General features: G+C 37.2%; 13 protein-coding genes. 9 read left to right on the forward strand and 4 right to left on the reverse strand.

Translation table 11 applies throughout. The features are described 5' to 3' along the window. Together G7Y56_RS09200 and G7Y56_RS09205 are read left to right on the forward strand one after the other, a co-directional pair. On the forward strand, positions 1 to 1,428 hold the full coding sequence (locus G7Y56_RS09200) for a LysM peptidoglycan-binding domain-containing protein (protein ID WP_165042893.1): 1,428 nt from the start codon (positions 1 to 3) through the stop codon (positions 1,426 to 1,428). A gap of 53 nt (positions 1,429 to 1,481) precedes the next feature. Next, positions 1,482 to 2,999 (forward strand): MBOAT family protein, encoded by a 1,518-nt coding sequence (locus G7Y56_RS09205; protein ID WP_255498714.1) that lies wholly within the window; start codon positions 1,482 to 1,484, stop codon positions 2,997 to 2,999. Positions 3,000 to 3,058: 59 nt separating this feature from the next. Here G7Y56_RS09205 and G7Y56_RS09210 read toward each other — a convergent pair whose 3' ends face one another. Together G7Y56_RS09210 and G7Y56_RS09215 are read right to left on the reverse strand one after the other, a co-directional pair. Then, positions 3,059 to 3,409, reverse strand: coding sequence for a MerR family transcriptional regulator (locus G7Y56_RS09210; RefSeq protein ID WP_165042898.1), 351 nt, complete (start codon positions 3,407 to 3,409; stop codon positions 3,059 to 3,061). 4 nt (positions 3,410 to 3,413) lie between these two features. Then, a complete protein-coding gene (locus G7Y56_RS09215; protein WP_165042900.1) occupies positions 3,414 to 4,385 on the reverse strand; it encodes a M23 family metallopeptidase in 972 nt (323 codons plus the stop codon). 211 nt (positions 4,386 to 4,596) lie between these two features. Here G7Y56_RS09215 and alaS point away from each other — a divergent pair, with 211 nt between their 5' ends. Beyond that, positions 4,597 to 7,212 (forward strand): alanine--tRNA ligase, encoded by a 2,616-nt coding sequence (gene alaS / locus G7Y56_RS09220; RefSeq protein ID WP_165043035.1) that lies wholly within the window; start codon positions 4,597 to 4,599, stop codon positions 7,210 to 7,212. Between the two features lie 142 nt (positions 7,213 to 7,354). Here alaS and rsgA read toward each other — a convergent pair whose 3' ends face one another. Together rsgA and G7Y56_RS09230 are read right to left on the reverse strand one after the other, a co-directional pair. Then, positions 7,355 to 8,410: a ribosome small subunit-dependent GTPase A gene (gene rsgA / locus G7Y56_RS09225; RefSeq protein WP_165042902.1), complete on the reverse strand. Its 1,056-nt coding sequence runs from the start codon at positions 8,408 to 8,410 to the stop codon at positions 7,355 to 7,357. Beyond that, positions 8,407 to 9,186 carry a class I SAM-dependent methyltransferase gene (locus tag G7Y56_RS09230; RefSeq protein WP_165042905.1) on the reverse strand — a complete coding sequence of 260 codons (780 nt, stop codon included), beginning with the start codon at positions 9,184 to 9,186 and terminating at the stop codon, positions 8,407 to 8,409. Before G7Y56_RS09230 ends, rsgA begins: the two co-directional genes overlap by 4 nt. A 366-nt stretch (positions 9,187 to 9,552) precedes the next feature. On the opposite strand from G7Y56_RS09230, the gene G7Y56_RS09235 reads away from it, so the two are divergent. The 6 genes from G7Y56_RS09235 to G7Y56_RS09260 all read left to right on the forward strand — a co-directional run bounded on the left by G7Y56_RS09235 (position 9,553) and on the right by G7Y56_RS09260 (position 17,158). Then, the gene (locus G7Y56_RS09235) at positions 9,553 to 10,833 is read left to right on the forward strand and encodes a M20 family metallopeptidase (RefSeq protein ID WP_185153933.1); all 1,281 of its coding nucleotides are present in this window, start codon (positions 9,553 to 9,555) and stop codon (positions 10,831 to 10,833) included. Positions 10,834 to 11,031: 198 nt separating this feature from the next. Next, positions 11,032 to 12,069, forward strand: a complete 1,038-nt coding sequence (locus tag G7Y56_RS09240) for a sensor histidine kinase (protein WP_165042907.1) — start codon at positions 11,032 to 11,034, stop codon at positions 12,067 to 12,069. Between the two features lies 1 nt (position 12,070). Next, positions 12,071 to 12,775 (forward strand): LytTR family DNA-binding domain-containing protein, encoded by a 705-nt coding sequence (locus tag G7Y56_RS09245; RefSeq protein WP_165042909.1) that lies wholly within the window; start codon positions 12,071 to 12,073, stop codon positions 12,773 to 12,775. Between the two features lie 280 nt (positions 12,776 to 13,055). Further along, positions 13,056 to 14,042: an acyl-ACP desaturase gene (locus G7Y56_RS09250; protein WP_165042911.1), complete on the forward strand. Its 987-nt coding sequence runs from the start codon at positions 13,056 to 13,058 to the stop codon at positions 14,040 to 14,042. Between the two features lie 387 nt (positions 14,043 to 14,429). After that, positions 14,430 to 15,008, forward strand: coding sequence for an outer membrane beta-barrel protein (locus G7Y56_RS09255; protein WP_165042913.1), 579 nt, complete (start codon positions 14,430 to 14,432; stop codon positions 15,006 to 15,008). 353 nt (positions 15,009 to 15,361) lie between these two features. After that, positions 15,362 to 17,158, forward strand: coding sequence for a chloride channel protein (locus G7Y56_RS09260; RefSeq protein ID WP_165043037.1), 1,797 nt, complete (start codon positions 15,362 to 15,364; stop codon positions 17,156 to 17,158). The last annotated feature ends 31 nt before the right edge of the window (positions 17,159 to 17,189 follow it).

A 17,189-nucleotide genomic window follows, 5' to 3' on the forward strand; every position in this document is an offset into this window, starting at 1 on the left:
ATGGGGCAATTCAAAAAAACATTATCAATATATATATTACTTTCATTTTTTTGTTTGTACACCACTGTTCTGTGGGCAAGTAATCCCGATGAAAAGAAGGAAGCTAAGAACGTATATATTGCTAATCAAGGGTTGCTTGATGGTGTTTTTAATAAATTGTATAATCTCGAAAAAAATAAAAGTGGCAAAGTAAATATTGTGCATATTGGTGATTCTCATATTCAAGCCGATATTTTTACGAATACCATCCGCGAATCGTTACAGCAGATATTTGGAAATGGCGGATATGGTTTTACCTTTCCATATAGTTTGTTGAGAACCAATGGAACACGCAGTGTGCGTTACATAAGCGATGCTACATGGAAAAGTTTGTTGAATGTTTATCCTGTGGCAGATGTTGGGATAGGGCTTAGCGGAATTGCTCTATATACATCTTCTTCAGAATTTGTGGTACAATTGACAGCCGAGGAAAAATATAAATTCAACACTGTAAAGATAATTTATCCGTCCGAAGAACCTAATTTTAAAATGTCGGTATCAGCCGAATTAGCAGAGGTTGCTGCTACGCCTACGATGGTTACAGCGGAAGGGGCTATGAAATCGCACACAATCAAAAAAGGGGAGAGTTTATCAGCTATTAGTCGCAAATATGGAGTTACGGTAGCTCAGATAAAAAAGACTAATAACATGAAGTCGGATATGATTCATCCAGGTAAAAGTCTTAAAATACCCACCAAAGGAACACGGGTTGCAGTACCGACAAAGAAGTTGAAAGTAGAAGATGATGTTGAGTTTGTAACGTTGAAAACTCACCCATTTTGTTCGTCTTACACTAGCGATTCGCTTATGGATCGTATTATGATCCTCCCTGACGGACAGCAGACAATGTACAATCTCAATGGTTTTGTAATAGAGAACAATGAGCCCGGTGTTATTTACCATACTATAGGAGTAAATGGGGCAAAGATGTCCGATTACAATAAATACCCTTTGTTCTTTAAACAATTACCGCTCCTCGCTCCCGATCTTATTATCCTTTCATTTGGTACAAACGAATCGTTCGGTAGGCTTTCTGTAACCGAATATATGTATCAGCTGAAAGAATTTGTAGCTAATATAAAGAAATTAAATATCAATGCCACTATTCTGGTAATGACTCCTCCGCCTTCGATGTTTCGTCGCCGCCGTCCTAATTCATTTGTCACTAATTATAGTGTAGCACTCATGGGGTTGAATGATATGCCTATATGGGATCTCTATACACGTATGGGGGGATTGTCGGGCATAAAACCCAAAGGGGAGTATTCGGGCTTAATAGCCAGAGATAATGTGCATTATACATCTAAAGGATATCAAGTGCAGGGAGAAATGTTTTCTTCCGACTTTATCAAAGCATACAATAACTTTAAGGAAACTAAGGAAAATTGAAAACGATTCTAAATATCACCGATATATATTTGCCGGATTATATTGATAAATTGGTGGGCGGTACAGATACTCTTTCGTCATGGTTTAAATACGATCCGACTCATCCTTTACTTTTCAACTCTGGATTATTCTTGGGTCTATTTTTATTCTTCTATGCAGGATATGTTTTGGTCAAATCAAACAGGCACGAATTATTTCGCAAAATATACCTGATTGTTTTCTCCCTCTTCTTTTATTATAAAGCTGGAGGAAATACAATGAATATAGACCTCGGATTTTATACTGTCAAGCTGAATTATTTCCTATTACTGCTCATCTGTGCTATTGTTACACATATCCTTTCGCGGATAATGTATCATCAGGAGGATAAGAAAAAGCAAAAGCTATTATTGGCGACTATTATCGTAGCTAATTTATCGATGTTGGCTTACTTCAAATATACCAACTTCCTGATCGATAATATAAATTCGATGTTTAACGGTGATTTTTCGTTTCAGACCATCATACTACCTATCGGTATCTCATTCTTCGTATTCGAAGCCATAAGTTATGCGGTGGATCTCTATCGTAAGGAGATGGAGCCTGCTAAATCGACACTCGATTTTTGCTTTTATATAGCATTCTTCCCTAAATTGGTTGCCGGGCCTATTATCAGGGCGAAGGACTTTTTGCCACAGATGTATAAGAAACTACATCTAACAAAAGAAGATGCGAATAAAGCATTGTTCCTTATTCTTATCGGTCTGATTAAGAAAGCTGTTATATCCGACTATATATCGACTAACTTTGTCGATCGTATATTCGACGCACCACAGCTCTACTCTTCGTTCGAAAACTTAATGGCCGTTTATGGCTATACATTACAGATATATTGCGACTTTTCGGGTTATTCCGATATAGCAATCGGGTTGTCGTTACTGATGGGCTTCACGATCCCTGCCAACTTCCTAACTCCCTATAAATCACAATCAATAACCGAATTTTGGCGTCGCTGGCATATATCACTATCGTCGTGGCTGAGAGATTATCTCTATATATCATTGGGTGGTAACAGAAAAGGAAAGATAAGAACTTACGTCAATCTGTTCCTTACGATGCTTATCGGTGGATTATGGCATGGGGCATCATGGAAATTCGTAATATGGGGAGGTCTTCACGGTGGATTACTAGCAGTCGAAAGATTTACTAAACAATATATACCATTGTCGGGTACAAATGTTTTTGGTCGTTTTATCCGCATCCTTATCACGTTTCATTTAGTAGCGTTTTGTTGGATATTCTTTAGAGCCAGCAGCTTCGAGAACGCAAGCAATGTGATTGCTAATATAGCTAAGCTAACATTTATGCCGTCTGAATGGTGGGCTGTAATAGATGGATATAAGAATGTATTTATTCTTGTTGCGATAGGATATATCTTACACTTCCTTCCCGAAAACTTTGTAAATATGATCAAAGCAGGATTCGGCAAAATGCCTTTAGTGCTGAAAGCTGTATGTCTCGGATTAGTTATGTGGCTGATTTATGCTACGATGTCTAGCGGACCACAACCGTTTATATACTTCCAATTCTAAAAAGGTTGGTATTCTTTTGATGTTTGATTTTTGTCGTGAGTTACGAATGGGGCATAAAATTATTCCAATCCCTCGAACTCACGCTCAAGGTCTTTCAGTTCATTTCTGATACTTTCCAGTTTATGAATAACTTGTATCTTTCGGCTCTCCTCGTCTTTCTTGTGCTTCAATGTTTGGCGAGCTCCTTCGAGCGTTAAGCCTTTTTCTCTGACAAGTTGAAATACAACGGCAATATTTTCAATATCATCCTTTGTGTATTGGCGAGTACCGCCCGGAGTTTTGCGGGGATTGATTATATCGAACTCTGTCTCCCAGAACCGAAGGAGCGATTCGTTCACGTCAAAGTGTTGTGCTACATCTCTGAGCGCAAAATATAAACGTTTATCTTTTTCAAAATCGATTCTTGCCATATAATTAGTCCATTACTTGTCCGTGGTTAGCAGCAATCTGTAGCATCTTATCGTATTCGGCAGGAGTAAGATCCATAAAGTAATATTTGGCCGGATTGTCGGGCTGTCCTTTTACATGCACTTCGTAATGTAGATGTGAACCTGTCGATTTTCCTGTATTTCCCACTTCGCCTATCTTTTCACCCCGTGTTACTTTTTGTCCAGCGTGAACACTGTATTCGTTAAGATGGCCATACAATGTTTTGTAACCATATCCGTGGTCTATCATAATACACTTTCCATACCCTTGCTTCCAGTCTGCTAAGATAACAGTACCGTTACCTGTTGCATAGACAGGCGTACCTGTTTGTGCAACAAAGTCCATCCCTGCATGAAAGCGTGGTGTACCATATATAGGGTCGATGCGTGTACCATATCCCGATGCCACTTGTTTCAAACTTTTATCGGATACAGGCTGAATACTCGGAATATGTAGCAAACGATCCTTTTGGTTTTTAGCCATGTTTACAATTTCGTCAAAAGAATTGGATTGTACGTATAATTGTTTGGAAATTAAATCCATTTTCTTTGTTGTTTGCACTATTAGATCAGGATTTGATAATTCCATCAAGTAATCATATCTGCCAAGACCGCCTACACCCGAATTACGTATCGAAGAAGAAATAGGATCGGAATGAAAGATAGCTCTGTACAGATTGTCATCCCGTTGTTGAATGTCTCTCAATACGTTGGAGACTTCATCCATCCGTTTCGATAGTATCTTATATTGCGCCTGCACCAGTTGATTTTCTTTCTTTAGCTCTTTTTCTCTCGGCGAATCGAGAAAGTATATTGTGACCCAGAAAACCCCGAATCCAATGAGGATTCCCGACAAAAGATGTCGGAGTACAGTAAAGAATCGATCCTTTATACTAGGATATATTCTGTCGTAGGTTAGTGTTTGTGGATTGTATTTATAATATACTTTTCGCTTCATTTTATATTAATCTTGCATATTTATATATGCGAGTTCGGCAAAAGTAAAGTTTTTGAGCTATTTTTGCAAATCGAATATATTAAGAAACTGAAAAACGAATTTAACAGGCTAGTGTTCAATGTTCTATCATATTCATCCGTTTGAGAATTAATTTTAGACATCTATATTTACATTTGCCGGTTTAAATATCGCTTATAATTTATAATTATTGATCATGACTTCTAAAGAAATTAGAGATTCGTTCAAAACCTTTTTCCAATCGAAAGGTCACCAGATTGTACCATCAGCTCCGATGGTTATTAAAGATGATCCTACACTGATGTTTACCAATGCCGGTATGAATCAGTTCAAAGATATTATCTTGGGTAATGTGCCTATCAAATATTCACGTATTGCCGATTCACAAAAATGCCTTCGTGTAAGTGGAAAGCATAACGATTTGGAAGAAGTTGGGCACGATACATATCACCATACCATGTTCGAGATGCTTGGTAACTGGTCGTTTGGCGATTATTTCAAAAAAGAAGCGATTGAATGGGCATGGGAATATCTGACCGAAGTTATAAAACTCGATAAAGACAGATTATATGTAACCGTATTCGAAGGCAGTGCCGAAGATGGCTTGGCTCGTGACGACGAAGCCGCAGGATATTGGGAGAAATACCTTCCTGCCGATAAAATTATCAATGGAAGCAAAAAAGATAATTTCTGGGAGATGGGAGACACTGGTCCTTGTGGTCCTTGTTCCGAAATACATGTGGATATTCGTCCTGATGCCGATAGAGCAAAAGTAAGCGGTGTGTCTCTTGTAAATAACGATCATCCGCAAGTGGTAGAGATATGGAATCTTGTATTCATGCAATTCAATCGTAAGGCTGATAAATCGCTGGAGTCTCTTCCTGCCAAAGTGATCGATACAGGTATGGGATTTGAGCGTCTTTGCATGGCTGTGCAGGGCAAGATATCGAATTATGATACGGATGTATTCCAGATTATAATAAAGGCGATTGCCGAACTTACAAATAGTGAATATGGCAAGGATGAGAAGAAAGATATTGCAATGCGCGTTATTGCCGATCATATTCGTACTATCGCATTCTCGATAACAGATGGTCAGTTGCCATCGAATGCCAAGGCTGGATATGTTATTCGCCGTATTCTTCGTCGTGCAGTGCGTTATGGTTATACATTCCTCGATCAGCATAAATCGTTTATGCACAAGTTGATCCCTGCATTGATAGAAACAATGGGTGATGCTTATCCGGAACTTATAAAACAACAAACACTTATCGAGAAAGTAATAAAGGAGGAGGAAGAATCGTTCCTTCGTACGCTCGAAACAGGTATTAAATTACTCGATAAACAAATAACTGAAACAAAAGCGAAAAACTCTACCGTATTGAACGGTGCAGATGCTTTCGTTTTATATGATACATATGGATTCCCGCTTGACCTTACAGAACTTATCCTTCGTGAGAATAACATGTCGGTAGATAATGCGGGTTTCGATGTGGAAATGCAAAAACAAAAAGAGCGCGCACGTAATGCTGCCGTTGTAGAAACAGGTGACTGGACAGTTCTTAAAGAAGGTGATCCAGAGTTTGTAGGCTATGACTTTACTGAATGCGAAGCCGAAATATTACGTTATCGTAAGGTAAAGCAGAAGAATAACGAGTTCTATCAGATAGTATTTAACCGCACACCGTTTTATGCAGAAATGGGTGGACAGGTAGGAGATAGCGGCTGGCTGATAAATGATGATGAGAAAATTGAAATAATTGATACAAAACGCGAAAATAATCTGGCTGTACACTTAGCAAAGAAACTTCCGGGCGATCTGACTGCTACTTTCGTTGCACGTATCAATACAGAAAATCGTACGGCATCAGAATGTAATCATACAGCTACTCACTTGATGCATGAAGCATTACGTGAAATATTGGGTAACCATGTAGAGCAGAAAGGTTCATTTGTATCGCCTTCGGTTTTGCGTTTCGACTTTTCTCACTTTCAAAAGCTGACAGATGAGGAAATCCGAAAAATAGAGCGTTATGTAACAAGTAAGATTCGCGAAAATATTACACTCGACGAAAAACGTTGTGTGCCTATTTCCGAAGCAAAAGCGATGGGTGCAATGGCTCTCTTCGGCGAGAAGTATGGCGACGAGGTACGTGTAGTGCGTTTTGGTGATTCGGTGGAGTTATGCGGAGGTACACATATATCGTCTACTGGTCGTATAGGGTCATTCCGTATAATTAACGAAAGCTCTATTGCTGCGGGTATTCGTCGTATCGAGGCTATTACAGCAGATGTGTGCGAAGATTATTTCTATACACAACAAGATATTCTGGCAGAGATAAAGTCACTATTTAATAATGCCCCTAATCTGACACAGGCTCTTCATAAATTCTTCGACGAAAATCTGGAGATGAAGAAGAAGATGGAGGAATATGTGAAAGAAAAGACAGCCCAGCTTAAAGATCTTGTCATCAGTAAAAAACAGTCTATTAACGGGATGGATCTATTTATTCTCAAAGGTTCTTTCCCTGCTGAAGTAGCTAAAGATATTGCATTCCAATTGAGAGGTGAATTCACTCAAAATTCTGTATTTATAGGTGCTACCGATTCGGAAAATAAACCGATGCTGACCCTTATGATCAGTGACGATTTAGTTGCCGGTGGATTAAATGCATCGCAAATAATTCGTAATGCTGCTAAGCATATCCAAGGTGGGGGTGGGGGACAGCCTCATTTCGCTACAGCCGGCGGTAAAGACGCGGATGGATTGGCTAAGGCAATGGATGAGATAATAGAGAAGATAAAATAAAAACAGTTATAATTTTATATATAAAGCCGATAGAGTTGTTCTATCGGCTTTATTATTTCTTATAATCTTTAGTTTGACTTTTTACACAAATATAAAGTGCGGGTATTCTAATCAAAGAATACCCGCACTTCTTAAATAGAGATTAGAGATTCGCTTTACGTTTTTTCACTTCGTCTACAAGTTTAGAAAAGGATTTATCCTTTTTACGCTTTTCGTGTTCCGAAGTAGAAAAATGCCATGCTTCCTTCCGAAGCTTAAGATAACTCTCATAAACTTTAGGGTCTAATATACCACAGTTTACTGCTTCTAAAACGGCACAACCGGGTTCGTTGATATGTTCACAATCCTTGAAACGACATGATTCCGTAAAGTCAGAAATCTCTAACATTTCGGCAAGTGAATCAGGATCGTCAATAGCCAATCCAAATTCCCGAACACCAGGAGTATCAATTAAGACACCTGAACCTTCCATCAATACCATTTCCCGGCGGGTAGAAGTATGTCGCCCTTTTCCCGTAGATAGGCTTATATCAGACGTGAGCAATACCGATTTTTCGCAAAGTGCATTAACCAGAGAACTTTTCCCAACACCTGATGAACCGACAAACACAACAGTTTCTCCTTTTGCAATGAATTCCCGTAGTTGGAGAATCGTTTGGGGTTGATGAATACTTGTGAAAAATACAGGCATTTGATGAGCTATGTGTTTAATATGTTCTTCAATTTTCTGTTTATCAAAACTTAAATCGGCTTTATTGAGTACCAATATAGGTTTGATTTTTTCCTCTAATATCTGAACCATAAAACGTTCGGCTCTACGGATATTGAAATTATCGTCAAGGCTTTGTACAATAAATGCCTTATCCACATAAGAAGCAATGGCTTGTTTATCGGCAATTGTTCCGCTTTTCTTGCGGTATAATGTCCGTTCGCGGGGTAGCATATCAACTATAATCCCTTTGTTGTCGTCGAATGGTTGAAAAATTACCCAATCACCCACACAAGGCAATTCAAAGTCTGATTTGCCAAACATCATATTTCCCGTTAATTCACATTGATGCAGTCCACTTTCGGAAATAACTTCATAGCATGTTCGATGTACTACTGTTACACGACCATGAGAAAGAGCTTTATGTGCTGATTCTTGCTTTAGTTGGTTTAACTTGTCATCCCAACCGTAAGTATTTAAATGAATCATTGCTCTATCTTTTTTGCGATGAAAAATACATAACCGTAAAATTCTTTATACTTGTGGTATATTTCAGCGTCATAACGTTGAAACGCTACGAATTCTTCGGCGATTTTATTTCCTGCATATTTATCAAGAAACAGCTCTTGTGCTCTAGTCAGCGGAGCAAAATAATGCTCTGTCCAGCAAGTTGTAGGCAAAGTAAAAGTAGCAACAGGAATGTACCCTGCTTTCTGTATCAGGGCTACTTTAGTGGGAATTGTATCCATTTCGGGAAATTGCTCCATACAATAATTATCAATTTCCGCCGGACGTTTCTCGGTAAACCACGAGACATCAGAAACGGCAATATACCCTCCTGTTTTCAGAAACTTACGCCACTCGTTCAGCCCTTGTTCAAAACCTATATTATAAATTGCTCCTTCCGACCAAATAAGGTCTAACTCTTCATCTTGAAAGGGAAGATTATCCATTGAACGGACAATTCCTTTAACTCTGTCGTGAATATTCAATTGTTCGGCATTGTCGTTGAATATATCTATAAACTTAGGGAACAAATCAAGTCCGGTAATTTTTCCCTTAACATGTTCGGCAAGCGTCATTGTCTGCCCACCTGTCCCACAACCGATGTCGGCGATAAGGGATTTATCGGTAAGATTGTCTATAAAGCTAAGGGCTTTAAGGGTTACTTCTGGACTTCCGGGTCCTTGTCGTTTTGTAGTTGAAAAGAAATCACAGATTAAATTCAATTCGAATTCGTGAATTGTTTTATTTTCGTTACTCATTATTGTTATGTATATGCATACAATAGTAGACATAACAATGCCTTTGATTGTATGCGAGTTTAAAATTGAAATTTTTACAATAGAAGATACTCTCGAAAGATTATTCGAGAACATACGAAAGGACAATCTGTATCAGAAGTACAGATTGTTTATAAAACCAAATCCGATTTAAATGTTTTTGTCATGTTGCAAAGATACGTAATATTTTGTTTGACAGAAAATATCTTTTTATACTATTAAGATATGTTTAATAGGAGATAAAGCTTTTTGCATTTCATCAAGTAAATCATTCCGTTCGTCAGATTAATTTGAAAATCGTGTTGCTTCAGATTAGTTTTGAGACTGAAATCAAAAAAACAGTAAGTTATGAAATACAATAAAATGTACATCTTAGTTATTTTACTGATTCAGTCAATCAGTATATCGGCACAAACGGAAATATCAGATAGAATTCATCAATCCATTCGACTTGAAACTGATAGTATTTTTGACAGGTTAGTTGAAATCAGAAGAGACTTTCATAAATATCCGGAACTTTCGAGTGAAGAAAAGAGAACACAGGAGGCTATAAAAAAACATTTATTAGAATTAGGACTTCGTGTTGAAACTGACATCTATGGATATGGCATTGTAGGCATTTTAGAAGGAGAGAAAAAAGGTAAAAATATTGCCTGGCGAGCTGACATGGATGCCTTACCGGATGATTCTCCGGATAATGTTGACTTCAAGTCTATGACAAAGGGCGTTAAACATAGTTGCGGGCATGATGTACATATGACAATTGCATTAGGAATAGCTGAAGTTCTGGCAAAAAACAAAAACTCTCTGCAAGGTACAGTCTATTTTATTTTTCAGCCGGAAGAGGAAACCTTTGAAGGAGCAAAAGGTATGCTTGAAAATGGATTAATTACTAAATTTAAGGTTGATGAAATTTATGGACTTCATGTAACACCAGCATCGGTTGGGCAAATATTGGTAAAGCCGAATGAAATGTTTCCTTACCAGAAAGAAGTAAGAATAGAACTTAAAAACACGCTATCCGAAGAGGAAGCAAAAGAACTCGCAACCAAAATTCGCAATTCATTAATTAGATCGAAAGACGGAAGTAAACCATGGGAACTACAGTCGCTTATTGACCCTGAGATTGGATTAACAAACCCGAACACCATTTTCAAAGACTTTTTAATTGCGGAAGAATATTTTAGAATTTATTCTGAAAACGATAAATTATACATTGAAGCTCAATTATTTGAAACTGATTCAGCCAGATTAAAAAATATCATTCCTACTATTAAGAAAGTAATCGAAGACGAAAATTATTCTCCCCAATTACTTTCCGTTTCATATATAAGAGGGAATCCGATTGTTCAGAACGACCCAAAACTGACAAATAGTTCAATAAATGTACTTGATAGTATTTATGGAAAAGGAATTGTTACAGCTTGTTACGGACAAGTTCCTTATTCGAATGATGATTTTGCTTATTTTCAACAAAAAATACCCGGAGTATATTTTTTCCTCGGAGGTTCTAATTTCGAAAAAGGAATTATAGCAATGATGCACGCTCCTTATTTTGGGGTTGATGAAGAGTGTATCAGGATTGGAGTCAGGGCATTTTCTTCTTTGATATTTGAAAGGCTTAAATAAAAAGAAGAACGTCAGCTAACAAGCGGTTTTGGGGTTTGGCATATGCTCGTTGTATTGTCTGCCCTAATTACAAAATTTAGTATGTATATTTACGCATACAATATCTTTCATTCTAATCGCCCTCGTGTAAGTGTAAAATGAAAATAAAAGAAAGTAAACGAATAGATTTGTAGCATTAAAGATGAAAAATAATAGCAAATGAACTTAAAGCACGAATGGATTAATACCTTCTTCATCGCATTAACACTTTCAATATGTTTATTTATTGTTGTGGATATTGCTTATGATGAGCGAATATGGGAGTTTAGTGCTTTTACTTTAAAGGCACGTATACAGGCTTTAGGAGTAACTTTTGTTGCTTTCTATTTAGCAAGCTATGGTTATCAACGAATGGCTCAGCTTTTTATTAATAAAAACAAAGATAAAAAGAGAGCGAACTGGAAAGAATACGTGTTTGTTTTTCTGATAAACTTCATCCTCTTAAATTTCATCCATATATTTATTATTTCTTATATAACCGAGATGGATTTTAGATGGCGGGAATCACTATTGATTAATGTGACAGGATCTATTCTATTGCTTCTCTACTATACGATGATACGCAATCGGATTTTATCTAAAAGTTTTGTTGAACAAAGCCTTCAATTAGAAAAAGTAAAAGTCGATCAATTAGAAACCGAACTAAAATTCCTGAAATCTCAATACCACCCACATTTTCTATTCAATGCTTTAAACACGATTTATTTTCAGGTAGATGAAAAAAACAAGGAAGCAAAACAAAGTATCGAGCAGTTATCTGACCTGTTGCGATATCAGCTCTATGATATAGAAAAGGAGGTAACAATGGAACAGGAAATAAATTACCTGAAGTCATACATTGCATTTCAACAGTTACGAATGAGTGAAAGGCTTGTTCTGGATTTGTATTTCGACCCGGAATTGAAAGAGCAAAAAATACACCCTCTTTTATTCCAACCTTTGATCGAAAATGCCTTCAAATATGTAAGAGGCGAATACAGAATACAACTGGAAATGAAGTTAAACGGAAGTCAAATTCAGTCTGAGATAAAAAATTCAATATCCCAATCTCAAAATACTAACAACAAAAAGGAGAAAGGGATAGGTATTGAGAATTTGAAACGACGCCTCGATCTGTTGTATCCAAATAAATATAACTTAGAGATTAAACAAACAGAAAGTATGTTTGTTGTTAATTTGACGATAAGCACAGATTGATATGAAAATAAAATGCGTCATTACAGATGATGAGCCCATGGCAAGAAAAGGTTTGCGGGGTTATATCGAAAAGATAGATTTCCTCACCTTGATTGGGGAGTTTGAAGATGCTGTTCAGCTAAACACAATGCTGAAGACCCAACAAGTTGACCTTATATTTCTTGATATTGAAATGCCTGAGATGACAGGACTTGAATTGCTGTCGAACCTGACAAATCCACCTAAAGTAATTATTGTATCAGCTTATGAGCGATACGCCCTTAAAGGCTATGAGTTTGATGTAGTGGATTATCTTTTGAAGCCTGTATCTTTTGATCGCTTCCTAAAATCAGTCAACAGGGTTCATGATCTTTTACAAACGGAACAAAAAGAAACGAATGAGTATATATTTGTGAAGAGCGACAAGCAGTTAAAAAAGGTTCTGTTCAAAGATATTCTCTTTATTGAAAGCATGGAAAATTATGTTGTCATTCAGACTGTCTCGTGCAAAGAAGTAGTATATACTACTCTGAAACAGCTGCACGAATCATTGCCTCAGGATATTTTTCAGCAGATTCACCGTTCATATATTGTAAATATTAATCAGGTTAATGCTATCGATGGCAATCAGTTGAACGTAAAATCATATAAAATGCCTGTAGCCCGAAATTTCAGAGATGAGATTTATAATTTAATTCTTAAGAACCGATTAATAAATAGAAAGTAAGTAAAATGAGTAAGAAAATAAATCAATATGAAAATACAGTTTGACAAATATAATCCTGCTAGGAAGTAAGCATTTAAAAAAAATAAAAAGATGAGCTGATAGGTCTTACTTTTTTGTATAGATAAAACTAATTACAAACATAACGACACCACTCTTATCATAAAATAAGTTATAAAAAAAAGAAATCCGACACCTTACAGATTACCATTCATTTATAATCCTACCTTTACAAACACGAGCCCTTTACTATAAAGGCATAACATACATAATACACAATAGAATGTCCACAAAAAATATCCGCTTAGAAGTCATGCGCTTCTTAGAGAAAAATGTCGATACCTTTATCGATCAATATTTAATACCTGTCGAAAAAATATGGCAGCCAACCGACTATTTACCCAATTCGGAAAAAGAAACGTTTTTCGATGATGTAAAAGAATTGCGCGAACTGGCCAAAGATCTACCTTACGACTTTTGGGTGGTGCTGGTAGGCGACACCATTACCGAGGAAGCCCTACCCACATACGAATCGTGGCTGATGCAGGTAGAAGGCATAGACAATGTGGAACGTAACGGCTGGTCGAGATGGATCAGACAATGGACGAGTGAGGAAAATCGCCATGGCGACCTGCTAAATAAGTATCTTTACCTTTCTGGCAGAGTGAATATGAGAGAAATCGAGCAAACCACTCAACATCTTATTAGTGACGGATTCGATATTGGTACAGGGCGCGATCCCTACAAAAACTTTGTTTATACCAGTTTTCAAGAACTCGCTACATTTGTGTCGCACAATCGCGTTGCAGAAATGGCTAAAAAGGCTGGAGATGATAAATTGTCGAGAATGTGTAAACGCATTGCAAGCGACGAGATGAGACACCACCATGCATACAGTGAATTTGTCAATTCTATATTCGAGGTAGATGCGAGCGAAATGATGCTTGCTTTTCAATATATGATGAAGCAAAAGATTCTTATGCCTGCCCATTTTTTAAGAGAATCGGGACAAAAGATAAGTACGGCCTTCGAACAATTCTCGAATGCAGCACAACGTATAGGAGTATATACTGCCACCGATTATGTAGACATCATGCAAAAACTGATAAATAAATGGAATATAGATAAAATTACAGGATTGACGGACGAAGCCGAACGCGCCCGCGATTTTCTAATGAAGCTACCTGCACGTATGACTAAAATTTCGGAACGATTGGTTGTACCACCTGACTCTTATATATTCAAATGGGTACAGCCTGCTGTAAAATAATAACAGGAGAACCCACAATATTCGTCTCTGCTATCGTCCAGTATCCTCCATTTCGTCACTACATTTCGGGATGACAGAGTCGTGTATTCGTTTAATTAAATTGGCCATTAAGAGATAAGGTAAGAACAAAAAGGGTGCGAAGTATACTTCGCACCCTTTTTGTTTGGCATACACCATTGCAACTTATCCCCAATGAATCGACTCGCCATATAATTAAGTGTAATAGTCTGTAAATGGATAAGATGCATAGGTATCGTTTTTCTCATAACACGCTTAGATTTTTTCTATCAAAAAATAAGTCTATACTGAAAACTCTTAAAATAATCTTTTGTTATATTAATATATGCTAGTTTTTAAAAATTATTTAACACTAAACAAAAAAAATATATGAAAAAGATTATATTGGGACTATTTTTAGTATGCTTGGCTTTTAACCTATCAGCACAAAATAGGAGACACGAATTAAGAGGCGGATACGGTGTGGGTACATCAAATGAGGCTATAAACAGTTTATCAGACATTCTGATTACAGATGCAACAAAGAATGTAGTCGGAGGCGATAAAACTTTTAACGGCGCATTTAATTTGGGATACAAATATAGTTTAAACGAAAAAATTAATGTGGGTGCCAATTTTTCGTATGAGAGAGCCGGAGCCACAGCTTTTGTTGATGTTATGAAAAGTGGTGAACTTAAGAGCCACTATTATACAATTGCAGCTGAAGCTGATTATATTTATTTCCGAAGAGAGAATTTCACATTTTATAGTACCGTCGGTCTGGGAGGTACAATATACGATCAGAAGTATAAAATGAACGACGGAGGCGAAGATACCAAAAGTCATACAAATCTAAATTTCCAACTAAGCCCTATAGGTGTGAAATATGGCGACAGATTGGGTTTCTTCGGTGAAATGGGATTTGGGTATAAAGGACTATTTAATTTTGGATTGTTTACGAGATTCTAAAATTGGCAAATAATAGAGAACATATTTAGCTGAATTAGCAAAGGATGTCGCCTGTAAGCGACATCCTTTTTTTGTATGAACCTAATCTTACCCCATTTCGTAATCTTTAGTAACACATATATCTTAAATCTAAATAGCTGGTATAGCGGGTTAAATTTCCTATATTATCCACTCCCTTCTTTTAACACTCACTTATCCTTGAAATATTATTGAATATGCTCATTTTTTTCTACTTTTGATACGCGATTATATAATGTGAAAAATATTTACTATATTGCCTAGTTATAATTAACAACAAGCTTTGATTATTACACTCTTCAAAGCGAAAAATAGGTCTCTGACCTTTAACAATGATGCTTCTCAAAAATATCTACAGTAGTTTTATTATTTGGAAAACGAAGAATGTAAAAGAAAAACAGGTCGTTTTATTCGTTAGTTTTCTAATCGGAATCTTCACCGCTTTAGCTGCGTTTGTTCTTAAAACGATGATCCACTTTATACAACATCTGCTTACATCCAATCTGATAGAAGATAAAGCGAATTATTTGTATTTGGTATATCCGGTTGTAGGTATCCTTATTGCAGGGCTGTATGTAAAATATATAGTAAAAGACGATATCAGCCATGGGGTTACCAAAATCTTATATGCGATATCGCAAAGCAGAAGTTTTATCAAGCTGCATAATACATATACATCAATAATAGCCAGTTCGATCACGATCGGATTCGGGGGATCGGTCGGAGCTGAGGCTCCTATCGTGTTGACCGGTTCGGCAATCGGCTCTAACCTTGGTCGTTTATTCAAGCTCGAGCAACGCTACCTGATGCTGCTCATCGGTTGTGGTGCAGCTGGTGCCATTGCAGGTATTTTTAAAGCACCTATTGCAGGATTGGTATTTGTGGTAGAAGTTCTCTTACTCGATCTGACAACCTTTACCGTATTACCCTTACTTGTAACTTCAGTAACAGCTGCTACCGTTTCTTACCTGACCATGGGAACTAAAGCACTCTTTACATATTCTCATACGGATCAGTTCGAGATGGAGCGTATCCCTTATGTAATTCTGCTCGGTGCTTTCTGTGGAATTGTATCCTTATATTTTACGCGGGCAATGAACTGGATAGAGGGTAAATTCAAAAAATTATCTTATTGGAGAAAGTTCATCCTCGGAGCCAGCATACTTAGTGTACTTATATTTTTATTACCACCATTATATGGGGAAGGTTACGATACAATAAACGCTCTGATAGATGGTTCGGGAGATTATAGTCATTTGCTCGATAATAGCTTGTTTTTCCAATTTCAAGATACTCGTTGGACAATCGTTATATTCCTTAGTGCAGTGCTTTTGTTGAAAGTATTTGCTTCGAGTGCAACGAATGGTGGTGGTGGTACGGGTGGTATATTTGCACCTTCGCTATTCCTGGGAGCTATTGCAGGATTTATATTTGCATTTATTCTCAACAACTCGTCATTAGGACAATACATCCCTCTTTTGCCCGAAGAGAACTTCGCTCTGATGGGCATGGCCGGAGTTATGGCCGGAGTAATGCATGCACCTTTGACAGGAACGTTCCTTATTGCAGAACTAACAGGGGGATACGAATTGTTATTACCACTGCTTATTGTTTCGGCGTGCTCATTTGCTACAATCAAAATGTTCGAACCACATAGTATCTACTCGATGCGTCTGGCTCAGAAAGGAGAATTGATTACCCATCAAAAAGATAAAGCGGTACTAACTCTGATGAAAATAAAATCGCTGATAGAAACAGAATTCCAAACGATAAACCCCGAAATGACATTGGGCGATCTTGTAAAAGTAATATCTCGTTCGCCACGAAATGTGTTTCCGGTAGTAGACGAAGAGAATCATTTCCTTGGAATTGTTATGATCGATAATATACGGAATATAATGTTTCGTCCTGAACTATACAACCGCTTCAAAGTAAAACGTTTCATGACTTCTCCACCGGCAACTGTTGTCATAACAATGGCGACAGATAAGATAATGAACCTCTTTGACGAAACTAAAGCCTGGAATCTACCCGTTATAGATGAGAATGGAATATATCTCGGTTTTGTATCCAAATCAAGTATACTAAATGGATATAGGGAGATATTGGTGGAAAATTTTACCGAAGAATAAATTCAGTAGAGCCAATAGGCAAAATTTTAAG

The organism is Dysgonomonas sp. ZJ709, from assembly GCF_011039195.1.
In the GTDB taxonomy this organism is placed as follows: domain Bacteria; phylum Bacteroidota; class Bacteroidia; order Bacteroidales; family Dysgonomonadaceae; genus Dysgonomonas.

Bases quoted from the DNA above. Each gene is read 5' to 3' on its own strand.
- G7Y56_RS09235 (WP_185153933.1), top strand. From the start codon at position 9,553: ATGAAATACAATAAAATGTACATCTTAGTTATTTTACTGATTCAGTCA.
- G7Y56_RS09210 (WP_165042898.1), bottom strand. From the start codon at position 3,409: ATGGCAAGAATCGATTTTGAAAAAGATAAACGTTTATATTTTGCGCTC.
- rsgA (WP_165042902.1), bottom strand. From the start codon at position 8,410: ATGATTCATTTAAATACTTACGGTTGGGATGACAAGTTAAACCAACTA.
- G7Y56_RS09215 (WP_165042900.1), bottom strand. From the start codon at position 4,385: ATGAAGCGAAAAGTATATTATAAATACAATCCACAAACACTAACCTAC.
- G7Y56_RS09260 (WP_165043037.1), top strand. From the start codon at position 15,362: ATGCTTCTCAAAAATATCTACAGTAGTTTTATTATTTGGAAAACGAAG.
- G7Y56_RS09200 (WP_165042893.1), top strand. From the start codon at position 1: ATGGGGCAATTCAAAAAAACATTATCAATATATATATTACTTTCATTT.
- G7Y56_RS09250 (WP_165042911.1), top strand. From the start codon at position 13,056: ATGTCCACAAAAAATATCCGCTTAGAAGTCATGCGCTTCTTAGAGAAA.
- G7Y56_RS09245 (WP_165042909.1), top strand. From the start codon at position 12,071: ATGAAAATAAAATGCGTCATTACAGATGATGAGCCCATGGCAAGAAAA.
- G7Y56_RS09255 (WP_165042913.1), top strand. From the start codon at position 14,430: ATGAAAAAGATTATATTGGGACTATTTTTAGTATGCTTGGCTTTTAAC.
- G7Y56_RS09240 (WP_165042907.1), top strand. From the start codon at position 11,032: ATGAACTTAAAGCACGAATGGATTAATACCTTCTTCATCGCATTAACA.
- G7Y56_RS09230 (WP_165042905.1), bottom strand. From the start codon at position 9,186: ATGAGTAACGAAAATAAAACAATTCACGAATTCGAATTGAATTTAATC.